Consider the following 21,064-nt stretch of genomic DNA (forward strand, 5'->3'; position numbering starts at 1 on the left):
CGGGCTGGGTCACGGCCGTCCTGGGAGATGCCTGCCTAGGTCAGCGACCGCGTCCGCCAGGTCAGCCAGGCGAGGACCGCCCGGCTCCTGCACGGCCCACGCCCGGGGCACGCCGGCGCAGGGTCACAGGCGGCGGGAGCCAGGTGGTTGACCAGGCCGGTCAGTGCCAGACCAAGCGGGCTGTCCGCATCGTCCTCCAGCACGCTGCGTCCGTGCCTGAGCGCACGGTCCACCTGCGGCCCCTCGGGCAGGAGGACCAGCTCCTCCGAGCCAACCCTGTCCGCCAGAACCCGACGCACGGCCCGGGCAGGGTCTGGCCCGGCGCTGGCGGTACGCACCCGGTTGACCACAACCTGGAGCCGTCCCCTGACTGCCTCCATCTGCCGCAGGCCCGTCAGCAGCTGGGTCAGCCTGCGCATGCCGACGGCGTCAGCCTGCCCGACGACGACGATGACGTCCGCCTGGCGCAGGAGGGAGGCCACCAGCGCTCCTCGGCCCGGTTCCAGGGTGTAGGAGTCCACCTCCTCCTCAACCTCCCCGCCGGCCACGTCCACCACCGTCCAGGCCGCCAGGTGCCGGCTCAGTTCCCACACGTGCTCCATAGCCACTGGCGGCAGCTCACGCCATCTCCCCGCACGCCCCACCCCGCCAAGGACGCGCTCTCCCGGGCCGACGGGCACGAGGAGGGCCGCGAGCGCCTCCTGGTCCAGGGTGCTACGTGAAGCCAGGCGGGCAGCCGTGGCGACGGAGGCAGGCTGCTCACCCAGGCCGAGAACCTGATTGAGGCTCGGGGCCTGGACGTCGGCGTCGACCAGGATGGAGCCGCCTCGCTGTGCCAGGGCATGTGCCAAGGCAGCCGCGACGGTGGTCCGGCCCGGTGCGCCGTGCGGTCCCCACACCGCGACCAGCGCTCCGGCCGCCCCGACGCCGCTGCCACCACCGCCGACCTTGCCGACGCCGTCGCGCCCGCGCTCTGCGCGCGCGACCTCCTGGAGCTCTCGCACCACCGCTGCCTCCGGGCAGCCTCGGGGCAGCACCGTCCAGCCCGGCTGCCCCCAGTCGCCCTCTCCGGGCCCCACGAGCAGGACCCCACCGACACCTGCCCGTCGCAGGCGCTCGGGCACGGTCCGGTCCAGCTCGGCAAGGGCAGTGTCAAGGACGGCCAGGTGAACCTGCCGGGTGATGCTCACTGACAGCAGCTCAGTCACGCTCGCGCACTGACGCGCGACCCTCAGTCCGGTGCCGCAGCGGTCCAGGGCTCGCGCCAGAGCCGGGTGGCCGTCCGCCACGGCCAGGGCGACTGCCGTGGGGACCAGGCAGGCTGCACGGTGGGAACGGTGCCAGGGGATCGAGCTCACGAGAGCCTCCTTGCATACTCATGACCCCATATCAGGGTCATGAGAGTGAATTGACGTCGGATGGTGTGTTGCTCGCCGGTTTCCGTGTCCTCTAGGCAGACAATCCTTCTATGAGTGCCTCATTCCTGACCATCGCAGACGTCGCCGAAAGGCTCCAGCTGTCCGCCCAGGCCGTCCGCGCCCTCATCCTGTCGGGGGACCTGCCAGCGATCCAGGTCGGCGCCCGCAAGCTGTGGCGGATCCCCGAGGACGCCTTTGACGAGTACGTCGAGCGCCAGCTCGCCTCCACACGCCAGATGGTGGCCTCGGAGAGGTCCTCTCAGCACTCCTGAAGCTCGATCAGCTCAGGGCGTCGAGGGCGTTAGCACTCCCTGACGACCTCGATCGCCCCTAGCACGATCGCGACCCGCTGACCTCCCCCTCCCACAGGCACTCGATGGCTCAGCTCGACGGCGAGCTCAACGTAGTCCTGACCGACCTGCACGATCGTGCCCGTCACGCTGCCGGCAGGCAGACTGAGACTGACTCGCGCCCTGCGCCGTCGCAGATCGCGCAACGCCGCCCGCGCACTGCGCCATCTGCGCGCCTGGCCAGCTTCGCCAACAGTCTGTGGAACAACGACGGCGATCGCGGCCGTTCGCACCATGACCACCCCGCCGCCAGGCGCCTGGCCGATCAGGACATCATCGCCCAGGTGCCGCGCGAGGAGGTCCACTAAGGCCCCGCCGCGCGTGAGCACGCGCAGCCGCTGGCCGAGCCTGGCACGCAGACGCGCCTCCAGCTTCACCGTCGCAGCCTCAGCCTCAGCCAGGTCCGCTCCCTGACCTGCAACCTGAGCCCGCCGTTCAGCATCAAAGACGCTCTCGAGCTCGTCGAGATAGGTGATCGGGTCCATGACCCCAACCCCATCACTCAGCGAGAAGGCTCGCATGGGACCTCACTCCCCCTCTTGACACTCCTCCCACAATTGTCGATGATCAAACAGCCTCAAACATCATAGTCGATTCCCGGAGGTCACCATGTCACTGCGTATGCGCCTGTCAGCGATGACGGCACTCGCCTTCCTCCTCACCGTCGTCCTCGCCACCGTCACGGTTGGCGGGACCCAGACGCTGCTCACGGTCCCCCAGGAGCCCTGGGGCCCGATCTGCCTGGCCTGGCTCGGCGTGCTGTCCTGCGCGGTCCTCACGCTCGCGGGCGCCTGGCACGTGGCCTCCGGCCTGCTGGCCCTGGCCGCCACCCGAGATGAGGACGTTGTCTCCAGCTGCCTGGGCCAGGCCCTCCTGCGAGCAGTGGCACGCCGCGGAGCACCAGCGATGCGCCGCACCGTTGCCGGCACACTGCTGCTCGGGATGGCGACGGCGAGCCCTGCAGCCGCCCAGGGCACCACCCCTGGCGACGATCTGGGCTGGTCCCCGACCAGTTCGCAGGCCGATTCCCCGGCTCCTGAGCAGCCTGCGGCGCCGCAACCCGGTCCCCTGGAGGAGTCCGCGCCCGACGGCGCAGCCGGGAGCGAGGGCTCCTCCGCCCAGGGCGAGCAGGGCGGAGACCCTGGGCAGGACGTCCTCTCCCAGCCAGCCGAGCCGCCGGTCGAGGAAGCACCCGCGCCCTCCCCCGGCGATGAGGCGACGCTGCGCCCAGCCCAGCCGCGCCCCTCTGAGCTCGTACCCCCGAACGCCTCGGTGTCCACGGACGCCGCCGCGCCCGCCGGCGCCCCACACGGCGAGGCAGGACCGGCGCCGGCGCCCCTCTTCCAGGCAGGCCAGGCCACGCAGGGCGCGGACCAGAGGGCCACAGGCCACCGACCGGCCTCACCCCGCCCTCAGGAACGCCCCCGCTCACCGCACCCTTCGCAGTCGCACCAGGCCACCCCGCAAGCGGGTTCCAGGCCCACGGTCACGGTGGAACCCGGGGACTCGCTGTGGCAGATCACGCGCCGCCTGCTTCAGGCCGCAAAGGACGGCGAGGTCACCGACGCCGAGGTCCTCACCTCCTGGCCCGAGCTCTACGCACTCAACGTCGCCGTCATCGGCCCAGACCCCTCCTTGATCCACCCTGGCACCGTGCTCACGGTGCCCGCCAGCCTGCGCGGCTAACGATCCCTGCTGGCAAGGACGCATGCGCTATGGCCACCCTCACCGCACCGGACCTGCGAACGCCGCAGGCTGTCCGCCTGGCTCCGGTCCATATCTCGACCCCTGCCGACGCCCTCGCTCTCGCTGAGCGGCTCACCAGCCCTGCGCCCGAGCTCACGCACTGCCCCACTCACCCTCTCCAAGAACCTGGGAGCCGGCCGGGCCGAGGTCCGGCCCGGTGGGACCGGTTCCGCTTCGTGCCGACCGTCGAGCAGACCGAGGCCTCAATCGAGTCCATCCGTGAGGCGCGGACCGGTCAGGAGGCCCCCTCCTCGGGTGAGCAGTCTCCTGGCACCAGGCAGGTGGCCACGGCGACGCGAATGGCTCAGGCCCTGGTCACGGCAGCAGCCGAGGTCCTGGCAGGACTGCGCCCGGTCGATCACCTGTCCGGCTGGACCACGCCAGAGCTCTTTGACGCCCTGGCACGTCGGGCAGGCCTGGCTCGCAGGATCCTGGGCGAGGTCACCTCACCCCGCCCGCGTCCGCGGCGGGCCAGCGTCCAGCTCACCCCTTCAGGCGCGTGCGAGGCCATGGTCCTGCTCGACGTCGGGCCGCAGCTGCGCGCTGCCGCCGCTCGCCTGGAGATGCACCGCGGCCGCTGGATCCTCGCCGTCGTGGAGATCGGCTGAGGCCCCGCGGCCGCGATGGTGGGCGATGCCCCCTCTCAGCGGCGGCGCTTGGCCGCGCGACGCTCAGCGCGATTCATGCCAGCAGCCTCGCCGTCCTCGTTGGCAGAGACGCTCCCGTCCTCGCCCGGAGCCGAGTAGCTCACGCGCTGGTTCATCGCCTCGCGCCCGGTGTCCCCCATGACGGTGCCACCAGCCAGGCTCCCGGCGGCGTCCCCGCCAGCCTGCGCGATCGTGCGGGCCAGCTCAGTCTTGCCCTCCTCCTCGGCGCGCTTGGCAGCGGCGTCGAAACGAGCGGCGTTCGCGAAGACCTGCTCCACGGTCTCCTCGCGGATACCCTCCATCATGGCCTTGAACATGTGGGCACCCTCGTTGGCGTACTCGACGAGCGGGTCCCTCTGGGCCATCGCCCGCAGGCCAATGCCCTCCTTGAGATAGTCCATCTCGTACAGGTGCTCACGCCAGCGCTTGTCCACCACGGCCAGCAGCACGCGCCGCTCCAAGGTCCGCATGGGCTCAGGCCCCAGCTGGGCCAGCGCCACCGGGTTGTCGTCCAGGCGCCGCTCGGCGTCCTCGTAGGCGACGGCCGCGTCCTCGGTCAGCTCAGCGCCCAGGCGCTCGGCCGTCAGCTGGTCAAGGCTGCCCACGGCGCCCAGGATCTCGTTCTTGGTCAGCCCCACCGGGTAGAGGTGGGCCAGGTCGTCCCACAGGGCGTCCAGGTCCCACTGGTCAGGACGGCCCTCGCTGGTGCGCGAGGCCACCACCGTGTCCACGGTCCGTGCGCGGAAGGCCTCCATCTGCGGCTCCAGGTCCTCCCCGTCCAGCACCCGGCGACGCTCGGAGTAGACCTTCTCGCGCTGCTCGGTCATGACGTCGTCGTACTTGAGGACGTTCTTGCGGATCTCGTAGTTACGCGACTCCACCTGGCGCTGAGCCGAGGCAATGGCCTTGGAGACCATCTTGGACTCCAGCGGGACGTCGTCGGGGTAGGCGTCGGAGGCCATGATGCGCTGGGCCAGGCCGGAGGCGAACATGCGCATGAGGTCATCCTCCATAGACAGGTAGAAACGGGACTCGCCCGGGTCTCCCTGACGGCCGGAGCGGCCTCGCAGCTGGTTGTCGATACGGCGCGACTCGTGGCGCTCAGTGCCCAGCACGTACAGGCCACCGAGCTCGACGACCTCGTCGTGCTCGGCCTTGCAGGCCTCACGAGCGGCCTCCAGAGCAGCCGGCCAGGCCTTCTCGTACTCCTCGGAGTCCTCCTCCGGGTCCAGTCCCGACTCCTTGAGGGCGGTGACCGCGATGTGCTCGGCGTTGCCACCGAGCATGATGTCGGTACCACGACCGGCCATGTTGGTCGCCACGGTGACCGCACCCTTGCGCCCGGCCATCGCGACCACGGCCGCCTCACGAGCGTGCTGCTTGGCGTTGAGGACCTCGTGGGGGATGCCGCGCCGGGTGAGCATCTGGGACAGCTGCTCGGACTTCTCCACGCTCGTGGTACCCACGAGCACCGGCTGACCGGCTGCGTGGCGCTCCTCGATGTCGTCGACCACAGCCTGCAACTTGGAGCGCACCGACTTGTAGACCAGGTCGGGCTGATCGGTGCGGATCATCGGCTTGTTCGTGGGGATGGGCACCACACCGATCTTGTAGGTGCCGGCGAACTCGGCTGCCTCGGTCTCAGCGGTACCGGTCATGCCTGAGCGCGAACCCTCAGGGTAGAGACGGAAGTAGTTCTGCAGGGTGATCGTGGCCAGGGTCTGGTTCTCGGCCTTGATCTCCACCCGCTCCTTGGCCTCGATGGCCTGGTGCATGCCCTCGTTGTAACGGCGCCCGGGCAGCACACGTCCGGTGTGCTCGTCGACGATGAGCACCTCGCCGTCGCGGACGATGTAGTCCTTGTCCAGGTGGAAGAGCTCCTTGGCCTTGATGGCGTTGTTGAGGAAGCCGATGAGCGGGGTGTTCTCGGACTCGTAGAGGTTGTCGATCCCCAGGTAGTCCTCAACCCGGGCGATACCCGGAGCCAGCACACCCACGGTGCGCTTCTTCTCGTCGACCTCGTAGTCCTTGCCGGCGGTCAGGCGCTCAGCGACCTTGGCGAACTCCTGGTACCACTTGTTGACGTCCCCGGTGGCAGGCCCAGAGATGATGAGCGGGGTACGGGCCTCGTCGATCAGGATGGAGTCGACCTCGTCGACGATGACGAAGGCGTGCCCGCGCTGGACCAGGTCCTCGGGGCGCTGGGCCATGTTGTCACGCAGGTAGTCGAAGCCGAACTCGTTGTTCGTGCCGTAGGTGATGTCCATGGCGTACTGCTGGCGGCGCTCGGCTGGGCTCTGCCCGGCCAGGATGCATCCGGTGGTCAGCCCCAGGAAGCGGTGGATACGGCCCATCAGGTCGGACTGGTACTCAGCCAGGTAGTCGTTCACCGTCACCACGTGGACGCCCTTGCCGGTCAGTGCACGCAAGTAGGAGGGCATGGTGGCGACCAGGGTCTTACCCTCACCGGTCTTCATCTCAGCGATGTTGCCCAGGTGCAGGGCCGCGCCGCCCATGATCTGGACGTGGTAGGGGCGCATGCCCAGCACACGGTCAGCCGCCTCGCACACGGTGGCGAAGGCCTCAGGCAGCAGGGCGTCCAGGCTCTCGCCATCGGCGTAACGCGTCTTGAGCTCGTCGGTCGCCTCCCTGAGCTCAGCATCGGTGAACTCACGGTAGGCGTCCGCAAGCGACTCGACCTGGTGCGCGATGGCGTCGAGCTTCTTGAGGGTGCGCCCCTCTCCGATGCGAAGGATCCGGTCGACAAGCGACATACTGGTTTCTCCCTGTGGTGACGGCGGAGCGTGTCCGCAGGGCGCAGCCGCAGCCGCACCCGGAAGCCACGTCCTGACGGTCCTGCCCCAGGCCGAAAGAGCCACGACGGGTGCAGGCGTCGTTCATCGTAGTGGACTGTGCCCGCCCCACGCCTCTGCCGGTACCTCGCACAAGAGTGCCGCTGTCCACACCGAGGGTGCCTGGGCGCTGCCCGCCGCCGGCTGTGGAGGAGGCCGACGACGGCGAGGCAGGCTCGTTCCATGCCCTCACCTCCGCCCGTGGCCACCAGGGACGCGCCACCACCGTCCAGGACGCCGCCGTCAGGTCCTCCTACCTGGTTACCCGCTCACGCCCGGAGGGTTGCACGGTGGCTGCAACGCCTCGTCCACGACGCTGCCGGCGCGCTCATCCCTGCCCGGTGCGCCGGGTGCGGCACCTGGGACACCCGGCTGTGCGAGCGCTGCCGCAGTCTCCTGGACGGCCCGCTGTCCGAGGTCATCCACGCCGACGGCGCCGAGGACCTGCCCATCCACGCCCTGGCGGCCTACGCCGGCCCGGTACGCGCCCTGGTCCTGGGGTGGAAGAACGGTGGGCGTGAGGACCTGGCCGAGGTCATGCATGAGGCAGGCCAGCGGGCGGCGGGCCTGTGGACCGCGGGACTGGAGACCTCGCTGGTGCGCGAGGTGACCCAGGCAGGCAGGCTGCTGGTTGTCCCCGCCCCCTCAGGACTCACGCGACGCCTGCGCGGCCGCCTCGTGGCGGCGGACCTTGCCGACGCCGTGGCACGCGGCATCGCACGCTCCTGGCCTGGGCAGGGCGACCTGCTCGTGGCCTGCGCCGACGTCCTGCGCCGCCGGCCACAGCTGCGCGGGGCCCATCAGAGCGGACGGTCGGCACGTCGTCGGCGCTCGAACCGGGCATCACCCCCGCGCGTGCTGGCACCGGTCGAGGGATGGCCCGTGCTCCTGGTCGACGACGTCGTCACCACGGGCTCGACCCTCGGCTCGTGCGCCCGGGCCCTGGAGGCTGCCCGGGCCCGGTGCCTGGGCGCCGTCGTCCTGGCGGCCGCCCCCTCACCCCGGGCCCAGGTGACTGCCGTTCCCGGCGGGCCGGCGCCCTCGCGCCTGTCCAGGACCCGTCCTGCCGGCCGCGTGTCAGCGCATGGCGATCAGGCGGCGGGGAAGTGAGCGGCAGGCGTCCACATGGTGTAAGTTGTGTGGCACAACGCACACAAGGCACGGGGATCCCATGGCGGTGTCCCCGTCCCGCCCTCACCGGGCGGACGGCACGCAGGAGGTGGTCACGTTCCATCCAGAGCCCGTCGCGAGGTGCGGCGGGTGGCTCCGTTCGATCCGCTGAGAAGGATCATCAGGACCCAGAAAGAGGTTCCACCATGGACATCACCGTCGTCGGCCGTAACGCTGAGATCTCCTCTCGACTGCGCGACTACGTCGAGGAGAAGGCCACCAAGGTCGAGCAGTTCGACCCCCGAGTCCAGCGCGTCGAGGTCGAGGTGACCCACGAGCGCAACCCACGCCAGGCCGACACCGCAGAGCGTGCCGAGATCACCGTTATCTCCAAGGGCCCGATCATCCGGGCCGAGGCCTCCTCCTCCGACCGCTTCGCCGCCTTCGACATCGCCATGGGGAAGCTGACCGAGCGTCTGCGCCGGGCCCGTGACCGCAAGAAGGACCACCGGCGTTACCCCGTGGACGTCCCGGAGGGCACCCAGGCCCCGGCTGCCGAGGAACTGCGCAGCCTGCACGAGACCGACGACGCCCCGATCGAGGACTCGCCCAAGGCGCCCACCGAGAAGGGCGTGGCAGTGGAGTCGCAGCTGGGAGACTCTCCCGTCATCGTGCGCCAGAAGCTGCACGACGCGACGCCCATGACCGTGGACGAAGCCCTGTACCAGATGGAGCTGGTGGGACACCCCTTCTACCTGTTCATTGAGAAGTCGACCAAGCAGCCCTGCGCTGTCTACCACCGCCACGGCTGGACCTACGGCGTCATCCGTCTTGACGCCCAGGTGCTCTAGCCACAGCACAGGCCTCTCGCCGCACTGACTGGGGGCGGCGTCGGTCACCGTACCGACGCCGCCCCTGTGCGTGCCCGCACTGCATGGGACCGAGGCCGGCTCAATCGCACCCGCCCCAGCTGCCAGAGCCGGCCGGGGTGCTTGGCCCCAAGCCTCTTAGTCCTCAGCCTCAGCGGGGGTCTGCGCCGTCGGCACCTCGTGGGGGCCGTGGACCGTCACGCCGCTGCCGCCACGAGAGACCTGCCTCATCCGATGCGGTCGTCGCACGCTGGGGGGAAGCACCACCGCTGCCACGCCCTCACTGGCACCTACGCCGGCGCCGGCCTTCTCCCCACCCACAACCGGCACCTCGGCAGCCAGCTCGGTCGAGCGCCGCGTCACCGGGGTGGTGGGAAGCGCAGCAGACCCAGGCGTCCCCAGGGTGCCGCTGGTGGGGACGTAGCGGGCGATCTCCGGAACGTCGTCGGGCACCACGGGCAGCGGGCGGTGGCCTTGCAAGTCACCGGGAGCGCCCTCCTCGCCGAGCAGCCTGGGCAGCGTGAGCAGGAAGGACGCTCCCTCCCCGGGCCACCCCCAGGCCTCCAGCGCCCCGCCGTGCAGCGAGGCGTCCTCACTGGCGATTGACAGCCCCAGGCCAGAACCGCCCAGGGTGCGCTGACGCGAGGTGTCGGCGCGGTAGAAGCGGTCAAAGACCTTGCTCGCGACCTCTGGCGTCATCCCGACTCCGTGGTCACGCACCCGCACTGCCACGGCCACCTCGTCCCCGGCCACGGTGAGGTCGATCTGGGTGCCCTCGGCGTGCTCAAGGGCGTTGAGCAGGAGGTTGCGCACGATCCGCTCGACCCGGACGGTATCCATCTGCGCGATCACCGGCCCATCAGGAAGGTCGAGGGTGACGTGGGCACCCATGCGCTCGATGTGGGTCTGGCTGTCCTGGACCACGGAGGTCACCAGCAGCCGCAGGTCCTGATCGACGGCGGAGAGCTGGACCTTGCCGGAATCCACCCGGGAGATGGTCAGGAGGTCGTCGAAGAGCTTGCGCAGCCGAGAGGTCTCGGAGACCAGGACGTCCAGGCTGCGGCGGGCCAGAGGCGAGGCGATCTCGTCACGAGCCTCCTCCAGCTGCTCGGCAGCCAGCCCGATCGAGGTCAGTGGCGTGCGCATCTCGTGGGAGACGTCGGTGACGAACAGCCGCTGGACCGCAGACAGGCGCTCCCAGCTGTCGATCTGGTGCTCCAGGGAGTCAGCCATCTCGTTGAAGGCCCTGCCCAGCGAGGCGATCTCGTCCTCACCACTGACCTTGACGCGTTCGTCCAGGTGGCCGTCGGTCAGGCGCCGCGCTGCCTCCGAGGTGCGCCGGATCGGCAGCAGGACCCTCCACGCCAGCGCCCACACCGCCAGGACGAGCATGAGCAGGAAGGCCGCCGCCGCCAGCGCCGTGCTGCGCGTGGTCAAACTGACCAGGCGCTGCTCGGGAGACAGGCTGTAGAACAGGTAGAGGTCATAGGCCCCGGCCTGAGGCATCGTGACCTGGGAGCCGATGACCACGCCCGGCACCCGCTCGGTGGGATCAGGCAGGGTGATCTGCCGCCACGCCTGGGTTCCCTCCGCGCTGCCGGCCAGCTCGGCAGACAGGTCCTGGCTGATCAGGGGCAGCAGGTCCTCGTCTGAGGCCAGGTCCCCGATCGAGGCCTCACCGGCGGCGTCCCGGTTGCGCACGAGCGCCACACCCATCCGCCGGGCGTTACCGGAGCCCTGGCCCAGACGGTCAACGATCTGCTGGGCCGCCGTCGTCAGCTCCTCGGGCGTGGCACTCTCCAGCAGGTCGAGCTCGGCCTGCACGCTCACAGTCCTCATGCGGGCGTCGGCCAGCAGGAAGACCCTGCGCTCGGCGTAGACGTCGTCGCGGATCATGGCGGAGACCACGAGGAACAGCAGGAGGATGAGGACGATGCCGCCGGTCAGCGCCGAGACCACCATCCTGGCCGGCAGGCTGCGCCGCACCACCCGGACGGGGTTGATCCAGTCACGCCAGCGCCCTCGCCTCGCGCCCGTGTCCGACGGCGTCGTCTCACTCACGCTCGGTGTCGCGGACCGCCCCGCGCTCACCGGGGGTCGCCGGCCCGGTAGCCCACGCCGCGGACGGTGACGACGATGGTGGGGTGCTCCGGGTCCTTCTCGACCTTGGAACGCAGGCGCTGGACGTGGACGTTGACCAGGCGCGTGTCCGCCGCGTGCTGGTGGCCCCACACCCGCGCCAGCAGCTCCTCGCGGGTGAAGGCCTTAGAGGGGGTGCGTGCCAGGGTCAGCAGCAGGTCGAACTCCAGGGGGGTCAGAGCCAGGGCAGCGCCGTCCCGGGTCACCCGGTGGCCCAGGACGTCGATATCGACGTCGCCCACACGCACGTGCTCCACCGCCCCGGCCTCGGTGCCCCGGCGCAGTCGCGTACGCACCCGGGCCAGCAGCTCCTTGGACTTAAAGGGCTTGGTCACGTAGTCGTCCGCTCCGGCCTCCAGCCCGGCGACGACGTCCTGGGTGTCCGTGCGGGCGGTGAGCATGATGACCGGCACGTCCGACTCAGCGCGGATGAGCCGGCAGATCTCCACGCCGTCCAGCCCCGGAAGCATGAGGTCCAGGAGGACCAGGTGGGGGTTGACCTCCCGGAAGGTGGCGAGCGCCTGGGCACCGTCAGCGCAGAAGAAGGGCTCATAGTGCTCGGACTCGAGCATGATGCCGATCATCTCTGCCAGGGCGGTGTCGTCATCGACGACGAGGATCCGGGTCGTCATGCCTCATATCCTGGCACGCCCGCGAGGTTCACACAGCAGATTCCCTCCGCGGAACCAGGCCGCAGCGCAGGAATCATCCTCCAGCCTGGCACGGTCGGCTCCTCAGCTCCTCCTGTGGAGGGAGGCCAGCCAGGTCCGCCGCGTGCAAGCATGTGGTCATGAGCAGTGACGAGACCCCCTGGCAGTCGCCTTCAGCAGGCCCCTCCGGGAACGACGACGCCGCGCAGCCCTCCTGGTCCCCTGACCAGCCCTCGGCCTCCTTAGGCGCCGGCACCAGCGCTCCGAGCACCCAGCCCAGGTTCGGCGCCTACGGCGCGACCCCGCCGGGCCAGGCCACCTCGGGATCCTGGCAGTCTGGATACCCGGGCTACGAGCCGGCCCAGGGACAGGCGGACCCGGCGCAGCCCTACGGCGCGCCCGGTTCCTCCGGCGTGCCCGGCGGCTTCTTCCTCGCCCCCAAGCCCGGGATCATCCCGCTGCGCCCCTTGAGCATCGGCGAGATCATCAGCGGCGCCTTCGAGTCTCTGCGCGCCAACCCCAAGGCTATGTTCGTCCCGGCGCTCATCGTCATGAGCGTGCTGGGGGTCATCTCGGCCGTCCTGAGCTTCACCAGCTCGCTCGGCCTGGACTCGCTGGCGACCTCCTCCACCTCTGACCTGGAGTCCGTGGTCGTCGGCCTGGACCTGACGACCTCGACCTCCCCGGCCTCGCTTCTGACCACACTCCTCGGCTCCGGCGCGACGACGCTGCTGATGTCCCTGGCCAGCACCGTCCTGACCGGTCTGCTCATCGTCGCAGTCTCTCGTTCCGTCCTGGGACGTCTGGCCACCCCCGGCGAGGTCTGGCAGCGCACTCGTTCGCGCGTGTGGGCGCTGATCGGGCAGTCGTTGCTGACCTCCCTGATCGTCTACGGGGTCCTCGCCGTGGGCACAGGAGTCACCGTCGCGGCAAGCGTCGGGATGTTCACCACCTTTGGTTCCCAGCGCTCGGCCCTGCTCACGGTGGTGTTCGCCCTGGCCATCGTCGTGCTCGCCCTGACCACGGTGTGCCTCACGGCCTTCCTGTGGGTGCGGCTGTCCATGGCGCCAGCAGCGCTCGTGCTGGAGAACGTCGGGGTGCTGACCGCGATGAGCCGCTCGTGGGAGCTGACGCGGCAGGGCTTCTGGCGAGTCTTCGGCGTCCTGGTGCTGGCCGCCATCATCTCCAACGTCGCGGTGTCCGTGGTGGGAGGTGTCACCGGGATCGTGGCGGGGATCGTCGGCGCGATCATCGGGTCCTTCGCGCTTGTCAGCGCCCTGTCCTCGCTGCTGGGCGCGCTGCTGAGCGCCGTCATCATGCCCTTTACCGCGGCGGTGACGGCCCTGACCTACATCGACCTGCGCATGCGCCGCGAAGGTCTGGACGTCGAGCTGCGCCAGGCTGCCGCCTGATTCCCGTCAGGACCCGATGATGACCGCTCTCGCCCTCTTGGCTTCCACTGCGCTCGCCGCGGACGTGCCGGCGACCCCGAGCGCCGAGGAGGCGCGCCAGGCCGCCGTCGAAGAGCTGTCCAAGCCGGCCTACCACCCACGCCCGAGCCTGCTGGAGCAGATCTGGCAGTGGCTGATCAGCCACCTGCAGCTGACCCAGGTCATCCCGGGGGCACCGGCCTGGTTGTCCATGCTCATCGTCGCCGTGGCCCTGGCCGTCCTGCTGGGGCTGCTCGTCGTCCTGCTACGCCGGGTCACGCTCACCGGCCGCTCCCGGCGGCGAGGCGCCTCACTGTTTGACGACGACCGCGACTCCGCCGCCCTGACCCAGGCCGCCGACCAGGCCGCGCGCAGCGGTGACTGGGCGACCGCCGTCGTCGAACGCTTCCGCGCCATCATCCGCTCCCTGGACGAACGCGGCCTCATTGACGACTACCCGGGGATGACGGCGCACGAGGCCGCCGAGGTCAGCGCGGCGGCGCTGGGGACCTTGGGCGGGGAGCTGCGCCAGGCCGCTAATCTGTTCGACTCGGTACGCTACGGCGAGGTGGTCTCGACCGCGGTCCAGGACGAGTGGATGCGCCGTCTGGCCCAGGCGATCGCGCAGACCCGTCCCCTCGCCACCCAGGCGGTGGCCTCATGAGCACCGCGTCCGTGCGCTCGCAGACTCCCGCACCCTCCTCCCCCACGTCCTTGGACGACTCCCAGGTGGTGGGCGAGACCTGGCGCGCACGAGTACGCCGGTGGCGCCCTCTTCTGCTGGCCTTGGCCGTCTTCGTCGTCATCTCCGTGGCGACGGCGCTCATGCGCCCCTCGGTGTCCAAGGTGCCCTACGCCCTGGACAATCCAGGATCCAACGGCGCACAGGCCCTGGGCGCGCTCCTGCGCGAGGAGGGAGTCTCCCCGCGCACCGTCAGGTCCGTCAGCGAGGTCCTCCAGGCCACCGCAGGCTCGTCAGGCGCCTCCGATTCCTCCCAGCGGGTCACGGTCGCGCTCATCCACGCCGGCCAGCTCTCGGCGTCTGAGCGGTCCGCGCTGGCACGCTCCGGAGCGGATGTCACCGTCATCGGCTCAACCTACGAGGACCTGACCGGGCTGACCGAGCTCGTGCCCAGCGGAGTCTCCTCCTCGACCGGCAAGCGGCTGCCCCCCCAGTGCTCTGACCCTGACGCCCAGGCCGCGCAGTCCCTCGATGGCATTGCCGGCTCACTGGCCCTGTCCGACGACGTGGCCGCCGGTTCCCCCGCCCCCGACGGGGTCGTCGCTTGCTTCCCGGTTAGCGCTGAGGGGGACTACGCCTACGTCGTCGCACCGCTGGAGGGCGGAGGGACACTGCGGGTCATCTCCGACGCCTCGGTGGTGACCAACGACCGCCTGGCCCAGGAGGGCAACGCGGCACTTGGCGTGCGCGCACTGGGCCACCACGAGACCCTCCTGTGGATGGACGCCTCCCACAAGGCCGCCCTGACTGTGTGGAACCCGGGCTCGCTCCCGGCCTGGCTCTCCGTCACCGGATTCCAGGCGCTGCTGGCGCTGGGCGTGCTGGCCCTGGTCCGCGGCCGGCGCTTTGGCCGTCTCGTGGACGAGGACCTGCCGGTGCTCGTCCGCGCCACCGAGACCACCCGGGGGCGTGCGCGCCTGTACCACCTGGTCGGTGACCGTCACCGGGCCGCCCGTGCCCTGCGCGCCGGAACCGCGCGGCGGCTCGGCCACCGCCTGGGCGTGCCGGCCAGCGCTGAGCCCGGCACCCTCGTGGAGGCAGTCGCCTCAGCCACGGGCCACAGCCAGCGCCAGGTCCACCAGCTCCTGTACGGCCCTGTGCCAGACTCCAACAGGTCCCTGGCGGACCTGGCTTCCCAGCTTGACCATCTCGAGAGCGAGGTCTCCCACCGATGACTACCAACACTCCTGACGGCACCACGTCCTTTCGGCACACCGCTCAGGACACCGCCTCACCGCGCGCTGAGGCCTACGACCCGCGCGAGCGCCTGGTGGCGCTGCGCTCGGAAATGAGCAAGGCCGTGGTCGGCCAGGACGCTGCAGTCACTGGACTGGTCATCGCCATGCTCGCCGGCGGGCACGTCCTGCTGGAGGGCGTGCCTGGCGTGGCCAAGACCTTGCTCGTGCGCAGCCTGGCCCAGGCCATGGACGTGGAGACCAAGCGTGTCCAGTTCACTCCTGACCTCATGCCTGGTGACGTCACCGGCTCCCTCGTCTACGACGCTCGCTCAGCCGAGTTCTCCTTCCGGCCCGGGCCGGTCTTCACCAACCTGCTGCTGGCTGACGAGATCAACCGCACCCCACCCAAGACCCAGGCCGCGCTGCTGGAGGCCATGGAGGAGCGCCAGGTCTCCGTGGACGGCACGCCCCGCGCGCTTCCTGACCCCTTCATGGTGGTGGCCACGCAGAACCCGGTCGAGTACGAGGGAACCTATCCCCTGCCCGAGGCCCAGCTCGACCGGTTCCTGCTCAAGCTGGTCCTGCCGCTGCCCGAGCGCGCCCAGGAGATCGAGGTGCTCACGCGCCACGCCTCCGGCTTCAACCCGCGCGACCTGGTAGCCGCCGGGCTTGAGGCGGTTGCCTCCCCCGCGGACCTGGCAGCCGCGCGTGAGCAGGTACGCACCGTCGGCGCCTCGCCTGAGCTGCTGGCCTACGTCGTCGACCTCGTGCGAGCCACCCGCCAGGCCCCCAGCGTCGCGCTGGGCGTGTCTCCGCGTGGGGCGACGGCGCTGCTGGCCACAGCCCGCGCGTGGGCGTGGCTGTCCGGGCGTTCCTTCGTCACGCCTGACGACGTCAAGGCGCTGGCGGTTCCTGCCCTGCGCCACCGCATCCAGCTTCGGGCCGAGGCGGAGATGGAGGGCGTGACCACCGAGTCCGTCATCACCGGCGTCCTGCGCTCGGTGCCCGTCCCGCGTTGAGAACCTGCCGGCCCTGCCGGTCCCAGTGCATCGGCCGTGCAGGCCTGCCCGTTTCATCACGTACCAGATCTCGCAGGAGGAACGATGTACCTGACCACCCGCAGCGTGTGGCTGACGGCGCTGGGCTGTCTCGTGGTCCTCCTGGTTCCCCGACCCGTCAGCGTGCTGGCCTGGTGCGCCGGCGTGGTAGCGCTGGTGGCCCTGGACGTCCTGGCGGCTCCCTCCCCACGCGCCTTGCGGGTGGAGCGAAGCCTGGCCCGTGCCATCCGCCTGGGCGAGTCGACGACGGCGACCCTCACCGTCGCCAACGACGGCCGGCGCACGGCCCGCCTGGAGCTGCGTGACGCGTGGCCGCCGTCGGCCGGAGCCAGCAACGAGCGAGGCCGGCTGGAGGTGCCTGCCGGCCAGCGACGTCGTCATCGCACCGTGCTGACCCCGACTCGCCGGGGTGACCGCACGGCGGACCTGGTGACCGTACGCTCCCGAGGTCCGCTGGGACTGGCCGGGAGGCAGGCCTCCTTGCGCAGCCCGGCGCGGCTGCGCGTGCTGCCGGCCTTCGCCTCGCGGCGCCACCTGCCCAGTCGTCTGGCGCGGCTGCGCGAGATGGACGGCCGCAGCGCCGTCATGGTGCGCGGGGCCGGCACCGAGTTCGATTCCCTGCGCGAGTACGTCGTCGGGGACGACGTGCGCTCCATCGACTGGCGCTCGACTGCGCGTCGGGGCGAGGTCGTGGTGCGTACCTGGCGTCCGGAGCGGGACCGACGCGTCCTCATCGTCATCGACACCGGCCGCCTGTCCGCTGCCAGGCTGGGAGACGAGCCGCGCCTGGACGCCCAGATCGAGGCCTGCCTCCTGCTGGCGGCGTTGGCCTCGCGCGCGGGCGACCGCGTGGACGTGCTCACGATGAGTGAGCAGGTGGGGGTCCAGGTGCGTGGGGAGTCCGGGCCGGCGCTCATGAGCGCCCTGGCCGATGCCCTGGCCCCGGTCAGCCCTGAGCTCAGCGAGACCGACTGGGCCGCCTTGGCGCAGACCGTGCGCCGCGCCCTGTCCCAGCGCGCACTCGTCGTCGTACTCACGGCGCTGGACGGTGCCGGCACGGACGCCGGGCTTCTGCGCTCATTGGCGGCGCTGGCGCGCGACCACACGGTCCTGGTGGCCTCCGCCTCGGACCCGGAGCTGGAGGAGCTGCGCAGCCGGCGCGAGGACGCCGAGGACGCCTACCTGGCGGCCTCGGCTGAGCGCGACCTGCTGGAGCTGGCGGCGGTGCAGGACCGGCTGCGCCGTGGCGGTATCGAGGTGGTGGAGGCTCCGGCCGTCCGCCTGGCGCCGGCCATGGCGGACTCCTACCTGGCCCTCAAGGCCGCGGGGCGGCTATGAGTGCCTCAGCCCACCTGGGCCGGAACCTGACCGGCTTCCTCATTGGCCAGGTCCCCGCTGTACCCGGCCAGGACCACACGCCGTCCCAGCCCCACGGTGTAGGCCCACAGGACCGCGAGGGCGAGCACGCCGGCCACGATCTTGAGCGCCCAGGGAACCGGGGCGGGAGTCACGAAGGCCTCGATGAGACCGGCCACACCCAGCGCCGCCGTCAGCGCCACGGCAACGGTGAACAGGGAACGACCCTCCTGCCCCAGGGCAACCGCACGCGAACGCGGGCCCGGAACCAGCATGGTCCAGAAGAGCTTGAGGCCTGCGGCGCCGGCGATGAAGATGCAGGTCAGCTCCAGCAGACCGTGCGGGGAGATCAGCACCAGGAAGAGGCCAAACATGTCATGGTCGGCCATGATGGCGCCGGCCTGCCCCACGTTGACCGCGTTGGCCAGCAGCATGTAGCCCGGAACGATGCCGGTGATCCCTCCAGCCACGCACAGGGCTGCGATACGGGCGTTGTTGGTCCAGACCATGGAGGCGAAGTCAGGGGCCGAGTAGGCGGAGTAGTAGGCCTCGAAGGACTTGTGGGCGTAGGCGTCCAGCTCGGACGGGCTGCCCAGGGCGGCCATGGCAGAAGGCTCACGCAGGGTCCACACGCCTACGACCACAGCGATGAGCAGCTCGATCGCCGTGACACCCAGCGTCCACCAGCGCAGGCGGTAGAGCGCCGCTGGGATGCTCACCGTGACGTAGCGACGCAGGTCGCTGACCCGCAGGTCACGAGCACCGGTGATGCGTCCGCGGGCGGCCGCCACGCGAGTGGACATCTCGGCCAGCAGCTGCGGGTCCGGGGCGCCGGTGCGAAGGCGGGACAGGTCACGGGCTGCACTGCGGTAGAGCGTGACCAGCTCGTCGACCTGGGCCCCGCTGAGGCGGGGAGCGGCTACGAGGTGGTCCAGCCGTTCCCACTGGTCGCGGTGGGCCACACTGAAGGCGTCAATATCCACGAAAGGAGTGTGGCATGACGTGGTTGAGTGACACCTCCTCCGAGCGGATGATGGTCCCTGAGCGCGTGGTCATCGGGGAGGCGGTGGCTCTCGAGGTCACCGCGGCCTCGGTGGGAGCGCGGATCTTGTCCGGGCTCATCGACTACGCGCTGTACACCCTGGGCGGGATCGTCACCCTGCTCCTGTGGCTGACGCTGTACGTCAGGCTCGGAGAGCCGGGCAGCGCCGGCTCCGGCGTCCTTGTGTCGCTGGTGGTCCTGTGCTGGATGGTGGTCGTGCCGGTGGCCGTCGAGACGCTGTCTCGGGGACGCAGCGCAGGCCGCATGGTCACTGGGACCCGTGTGGTGCGGGACGACGGTGGTGCGGTTCGCTTCCGCCATGCGCTGGTGCGTGCGCTCACGGCGGTGATCGAGATCTGGGCGACCTCGGGAGGGATCGCCATCGCCTCATGCATCGTCACCCGGCGTGGCAAGCGGCTGGGCGACCTGCTGGCCGGGACCTACGTGCTCACCGTCCGTTCAGGCGCTCTGAGCGCTCCCCCGTTGCTCATGCCTCCCGAGCTCGCGCAGTGGGCCGCCCAGGCGGACATGCGGGCGCTGCCGGGCACGCTGGCGCTTGCGGCACGGACCTTCCTCCAGCGGGCCTCCACTCTGGCGCCGCAGGCACGCGCCCGGGTGGGTCAGGAGCTGGCCGCTCAGGTCTCGCAGTACGTCACTGTCCCGCCCACAGGCACGCACCCAGAGCGTTTCCTGGCTGCCGTGCTGTGCGAGCGTCGCGACCGTGAGCTGGAGATGGCCTTGGGCGACCGCGCACTGGAGGAGCGTGAGCTCGAGCGCTCGCAGCGGCTGCCCTACGGCGTGGTCTGAGCCGCCGAGCCCTGCGCGTACTGCTCCCGCTGCCCCGTTCTGGCGCTGGTCGCTACCCCGCCCTCACCACCGCTACCCCTTCACGCCAACCGCTACCCCATAGCGCGCGCCACCGGGTAGCGAAGGAAACAAAGGAGTAGCGAAGACGGCCAAGGGGTAGCGAGAAACCGACGCATGTGGCGATGACGGACAGGCGAAGAACGCCGCGGGGCAGCGGCAGTACCGACAGACGGGGGGCGGCGCAGCGGCAGTACGGGAGAGGGGGCAGCAGCGCCCAGGGGCGGCGCAGCGGCAGCACGGAAGAGAGAGGCAGCAGTGCCGCGCAACGGCGCAGAGCCGCCTTAGTTCTCCAGAGGACTCGCCTCGTGGGCCAGAAGAATCGGCACACCGTCACGGACTGGGTAGACCAGACCACCGCCGCGAGAAGCCAGCCCCACCTCGCCAGAGGGGCCGCGGACGTCCACAAGCTCTTCTCCCGTCACCGGGCAGCGCAACAACGCGCGGATCTGCGCGTCCGCACCGCTGACAGACCCGTCAACTGGCGTCCAGGCCTGGGTACTCATCTCAGTCCTCCTTCTGCCCACGCAACACCCGCAGGTGACCACGTCGCATGATCTCGGAACCATCCATCTCCGGCAGGGTCTCCGACGCCTGCTGCGTCAGCGGCGAGGGCAAGATCCCGCCAGGACGCCCCGTCCGCTCCGCCGGCTGAGGGCGGGGACGCTGGTGACGCGAGGCATCCCTCACAGCATCCGCAAGGGCAAGAAGATCGTCCTCACTGGGGGGCTCAGGCTCGAAGCTTGCCGCCAGGCGGATGACCTGCCAGCCTCTCGGGGCGGTAAAGGACTCGACGTGCTTCTCGCACAGGTCGTAGGCCTCAGGCTGACGCTCAGTGGCCAAGGGGCCAAGCACAATCGTGGAGTCGGCGTAGACACTCGTCAGCGTCGCGACGGCGGGATTCTCGCAACCTGGTCTGCGGCAGCTTCTGACGGTTCTCACCGTCGCAGGCTACCGCGCCTCCTGCCCGGGCCCGGCAGCGCCACTCGGTCACGGGGCCGGATCTCCCACGGCGCAACCCGAAGCGGTGGGAGCAACGATCACCTGTCCCGGCCCCGACGACTCGTAGGGTTGAGGCGTGACCTCCTTGCCCGCCCCTGAGCCAGACAGCCGCCCGGCCCTCACTACACCCGGACGTCGGCGCGACCGCCACGGACGCGGCCTGCGCGGACCGCTGCTGCCGCCTCACCTGCCGGCCTGGCGTACACGAGCCGAGAAGTTCGACGAGATGGTCGCCTCAGCTGCTGAGGATCTTTCACGGCGCTGGCCGGTGGTCAAGACGATCCAGTTCGCCGTTGAGGAGGTTCCCCCCTCCGACCCTGCACCGTGGGAGCGCGGCGTGGTGCTGGGACGCGGCTTCTCCGCCGAGCCTCGGGCAGGACTGCCCTCCCGCATCATCATCTACCGCCAACCAGTCTCTTCTCGCGCCGACGGTGAAGACGAGCTGGCTGAGCTCGTCCGGCAGGTCGTGGTGGAGCAAGTGGCGCAGATGCTCGGTCGCCGGCCCGAGGACATCGACCCCACTGCCTTCGGTTCCTGAGCCGCGATCCCCAGCGTCCAAGGACGGGGCCTCTGTCCCGGCACGCCGCTTTGGACGCCCCGTACCCCGTGGG

General features: G+C 70.5%; 20 protein-coding genes. 12 read left to right on the plus strand and 8 right to left on the minus strand.

Annotated features, from left to right (window positions below; all coding sequences use genetic code 11):
- Window positions 1-35: 35 nt before the first annotated feature.
- Complete coding sequence (locus CYJ26_RS03280) at window positions 36-1,358, minus strand: CpaE/TadZ family protein (protein ID WP_101637940.1); 1,323 nt, start codon at window positions 1,356-1,358, stop codon at window positions 36-38.
- A gap of 110 nt (window positions 1,359-1,468) precedes the next feature.
- On the opposite strand from CYJ26_RS03280, the gene CYJ26_RS03285 reads away from it, so the two are divergent.
- Window positions 1,469-1,690, plus strand: a complete 222-nt coding sequence (locus tag CYJ26_RS03285) for a helix-turn-helix domain-containing protein (RefSeq protein ID WP_101637941.1) — start codon at window positions 1,469-1,471, stop codon at window positions 1,688-1,690.
- Window positions 1,691-1,719: 29 nt separating this feature from the next.
- On the opposite strand, the gene CYJ26_RS03290 is transcribed toward CYJ26_RS03285, so the two are convergent.
- Window positions 1,720-2,253: a Fis family transcriptional regulator gene (locus CYJ26_RS03290; protein WP_145990756.1), complete on the minus strand. Its 534-nt coding sequence runs from the start codon at window positions 2,251-2,253 to the stop codon at window positions 1,720-1,722.
- A gap of 124 nt (window positions 2,254-2,377) precedes the next feature.
- On the opposite strand from CYJ26_RS03290, the gene CYJ26_RS03295 reads away from it, so the two are divergent.
- Together CYJ26_RS03295 and CYJ26_RS10795 are read left to right on the plus strand one after the other, a co-directional pair.
- Window positions 2,378-3,454, plus strand: coding sequence for a LysM peptidoglycan-binding domain-containing protein (locus tag CYJ26_RS03295; protein WP_101637943.1), 1,077 nt, complete (start codon window positions 2,378-2,380; stop codon window positions 3,452-3,454).
- Window positions 3,455-3,483: 29 nt separating this feature from the next.
- Window positions 3,484-4,122: an Rv3235 family protein gene (locus tag CYJ26_RS10795; protein WP_006549080.1), complete on the plus strand. Its 639-nt coding sequence runs from the start codon at window positions 3,484-3,486 to the stop codon at window positions 4,120-4,122.
- 35 nt (window positions 4,123-4,157) lie between these two features.
- Here CYJ26_RS10795 and secA read toward each other — a convergent pair whose 3' ends face one another.
- The gene (gene secA / locus CYJ26_RS03305; RefSeq protein ID WP_101637944.1) at window positions 4,158-6,935 is read right to left on the minus strand and encodes a preprotein translocase subunit SecA; all 2,778 of its coding nucleotides are present in this window, start codon (window positions 6,933-6,935) and stop codon (window positions 4,158-4,160) included.
- Window positions 6,936-7,196: 261 nt separating this feature from the next.
- On the opposite strand from secA, the gene CYJ26_RS03310 reads away from it, so the two are divergent.
- Both CYJ26_RS03310 and hpf read left to right on the plus strand, forming a co-directional pair.
- Complete coding sequence (locus CYJ26_RS03310) at window positions 7,197-8,123, plus strand: phosphoribosyltransferase family protein (protein ID WP_101637945.1); 927 nt, start codon at window positions 7,197-7,199, stop codon at window positions 8,121-8,123.
- Window positions 8,124-8,329: 206 nt separating this feature from the next.
- The gene (hpf, locus tag CYJ26_RS03315; RefSeq protein ID WP_006549077.1) at window positions 8,330-8,974 is read left to right on the plus strand and encodes a ribosome hibernation-promoting factor, HPF/YfiA family; all 645 of its coding nucleotides are present in this window, start codon (window positions 8,330-8,332) and stop codon (window positions 8,972-8,974) included.
- A gap of 156 nt (window positions 8,975-9,130) precedes the next feature.
- Here hpf and mtrB read toward each other — a convergent pair whose 3' ends face one another.
- Window positions 9,131-11,053, minus strand: coding sequence for an MtrAB system histidine kinase MtrB (mtrB, locus tag CYJ26_RS03320; protein ID WP_244902002.1), 1,923 nt, complete (start codon window positions 11,051-11,053; stop codon window positions 9,131-9,133).
- Window positions 11,054-11,079: 26 nt separating this feature from the next.
- Window positions 11,080-11,763 carry an MtrAB system response regulator MtrA gene (gene mtrA, locus CYJ26_RS03325; RefSeq protein ID WP_006549075.1) on the minus strand — a complete coding sequence of 228 codons (684 nt, stop codon included), beginning with the start codon at window positions 11,761-11,763 and terminating at the stop codon, window positions 11,080-11,082.
- A 158-nt stretch (window positions 11,764-11,921) separates the two neighbouring features.
- Here mtrA and CYJ26_RS03330 point away from each other — a divergent pair, with 158 nt between their 5' ends.
- The 5 genes from CYJ26_RS03330 (at window position 11,922) to CYJ26_RS03350 (ending at window position 17,527) form a co-directional block, all read left to right on the plus strand.
- Entirely contained in the window at window positions 11,922-13,193 is a 1,272-nt protein-coding gene (locus tag CYJ26_RS03330; RefSeq protein WP_145990757.1) for a DUF7847 domain-containing protein, read from the plus strand.
- A gap of 19 nt (window positions 13,194-13,212) precedes the next feature.
- Window positions 13,213-13,875 carry a DUF4129 domain-containing protein gene (locus CYJ26_RS03335; protein ID WP_244902003.1) on the plus strand — a complete coding sequence of 221 codons (663 nt, stop codon included), beginning with the start codon at window positions 13,213-13,215 and terminating at the stop codon, window positions 13,873-13,875.
- Window positions 13,872-15,128 (plus strand): DUF4350 domain-containing protein, encoded by a 1,257-nt coding sequence (locus CYJ26_RS03340; RefSeq protein ID WP_101637948.1) that lies wholly within the window; start codon window positions 13,872-13,874, stop codon window positions 15,126-15,128. The genes CYJ26_RS03335 and CYJ26_RS03340 overlap by 4 nt, the downstream gene beginning before the upstream one ends.
- Entirely contained in the window at window positions 15,125-16,150 is a 1,026-nt protein-coding gene (locus CYJ26_RS03345; protein WP_006549071.1) for an AAA family ATPase, read from the plus strand. The genes CYJ26_RS03340 and CYJ26_RS03345 overlap by 4 nt, the downstream gene beginning before the upstream one ends.
- An 84-nt stretch (window positions 16,151-16,234) precedes the next feature.
- Window positions 16,235-17,527 carry a DUF58 domain-containing protein gene (locus CYJ26_RS03350; protein WP_034236580.1) on the plus strand — a complete coding sequence of 431 codons (1,293 nt, stop codon included), beginning with the start codon at window positions 16,235-16,237 and terminating at the stop codon, window positions 17,525-17,527.
- Between the two features lie 5 nt (window positions 17,528-17,532).
- On the opposite strand, the gene CYJ26_RS03355 is transcribed toward CYJ26_RS03350, so the two are convergent.
- Window positions 17,533-18,528 (minus strand): stage II sporulation protein M, encoded by a 996-nt coding sequence (locus CYJ26_RS03355; protein ID WP_101637949.1) that lies wholly within the window; start codon window positions 18,526-18,528, stop codon window positions 17,533-17,535.
- A 14-nt stretch (window positions 18,529-18,542) separates the two neighbouring features.
- Here CYJ26_RS03355 and CYJ26_RS03360 point away from each other — a divergent pair, with 14 nt between their 5' ends.
- Complete coding sequence (locus tag CYJ26_RS03360) at window positions 18,543-19,394, plus strand: RDD family protein (RefSeq protein WP_006549068.1); 852 nt, start codon at window positions 18,543-18,545, stop codon at window positions 19,392-19,394.
- A 341-nt stretch (window positions 19,395-19,735) separates the two neighbouring features.
- Here CYJ26_RS03360 and CYJ26_RS03365 read toward each other — a convergent pair whose 3' ends face one another.
- Together CYJ26_RS03365 and CYJ26_RS03370 are read right to left on the minus strand one after the other, a co-directional pair.
- Window positions 19,736-19,957 (minus strand): Trm112 family protein, encoded by a 222-nt coding sequence (locus CYJ26_RS03365; protein ID WP_006549067.1) that lies wholly within the window; start codon window positions 19,955-19,957, stop codon window positions 19,736-19,738.
- A gap of 1 nt (window position 19,958) precedes the next feature.
- On the minus strand, window positions 19,959-20,393 hold the full coding sequence (locus CYJ26_RS03370) for a DUF3499 domain-containing protein (protein ID WP_034236576.1): 435 nt from the start codon (window positions 20,391-20,393) through the stop codon (window positions 19,959-19,961).
- Between the two features lie 136 nt (window positions 20,394-20,529).
- On the opposite strand from CYJ26_RS03370, the gene CYJ26_RS03375 reads away from it, so the two are divergent.
- Complete coding sequence (locus CYJ26_RS03375; RefSeq protein ID WP_231550241.1) at window positions 20,530-20,991, plus strand: metallopeptidase family protein; 462 nt, start codon at window positions 20,530-20,532, stop codon at window positions 20,989-20,991.
- Window positions 20,992-21,064: the final 73 nt, after the last annotated feature.

The organism is Actinomyces urogenitalis (genome assembly GCF_002861525.1).
In the GTDB taxonomy this organism is placed as follows: Bacteria; Actinomycetota; Actinomycetes; order Actinomycetales; family Actinomycetaceae; genus Actinomyces; species Actinomyces urogenitalis.

What these genes read in the sequence shown, in the direction of transcription:
- CYJ26_RS03285 (WP_101637941.1), top strand. Translation starts at nt 1,469, where the DNA reads ATGAGTGCCTCATTCCTGACCATCGCAGACGTCGCCGAAAGGCTCCAG.
- CYJ26_RS03290 (WP_145990756.1), bottom strand. Translation starts at nt 2,253, where the DNA reads ATGGACCCGATCACCTATCTCGACGAGCTCGAGAGCGTCTTTGATGCT.
- CYJ26_RS03295 (WP_101637943.1), top strand. Translation starts at nt 2,378, where the DNA reads ATGTCACTGCGTATGCGCCTGTCAGCGATGACGGCACTCGCCTTCCTC.
- CYJ26_RS10795 (WP_006549080.1), top strand. Translation starts at nt 3,484, where the DNA reads ATGGCCACCCTCACCGCACCGGACCTGCGAACGCCGCAGGCTGTCCGC.
- secA (WP_101637944.1), bottom strand. Translation starts at nt 6,935, where the DNA reads ATGTCGCTTGTCGACCGGATCCTTCGCATCGGAGAGGGGCGCACCCTC.
- CYJ26_RS03310 (WP_101637945.1), top strand. Translation starts at nt 7,197, where the DNA reads ATGCCCTCACCTCCGCCCGTGGCCACCAGGGACGCGCCACCACCGTCC.
- hpf (WP_006549077.1), top strand. Translation starts at nt 8,330, where the DNA reads ATGGACATCACCGTCGTCGGCCGTAACGCTGAGATCTCCTCTCGACTG.
- mtrA (WP_006549075.1), bottom strand. Translation starts at nt 11,763, where the DNA reads ATGACGACCCGGATCCTCGTCGTCGATGACGACACCGCCCTGGCAGAG.
- CYJ26_RS03330 (WP_145990757.1), top strand. Translation starts at nt 11,922, where the DNA reads ATGAGCAGTGACGAGACCCCCTGGCAGTCGCCTTCAGCAGGCCCCTCC.
- CYJ26_RS03335 (WP_244902003.1), top strand. Translation starts at nt 13,213, where the DNA reads ATGACCGCTCTCGCCCTCTTGGCTTCCACTGCGCTCGCCGCGGACGTG.
- CYJ26_RS03340 (WP_101637948.1), top strand. Translation starts at nt 13,872, where the DNA reads ATGAGCACCGCGTCCGTGCGCTCGCAGACTCCCGCACCCTCCTCCCCC.
- CYJ26_RS03345 (WP_006549071.1), top strand. Translation starts at nt 15,125, where the DNA reads ATGACTACCAACACTCCTGACGGCACCACGTCCTTTCGGCACACCGCT.
- CYJ26_RS03350 (WP_034236580.1), top strand. Translation starts at nt 16,235, where the DNA reads ATGTACCTGACCACCCGCAGCGTGTGGCTGACGGCGCTGGGCTGTCTC.
- CYJ26_RS03360 (WP_006549068.1), top strand. Translation starts at nt 18,543, where the DNA reads ATGACGTGGTTGAGTGACACCTCCTCCGAGCGGATGATGGTCCCTGAG.
- CYJ26_RS03365 (WP_006549067.1), bottom strand. Translation starts at nt 19,957, where the DNA reads ATGAGTACCCAGGCCTGGACGCCAGTTGACGGGTCTGTCAGCGGTGCG.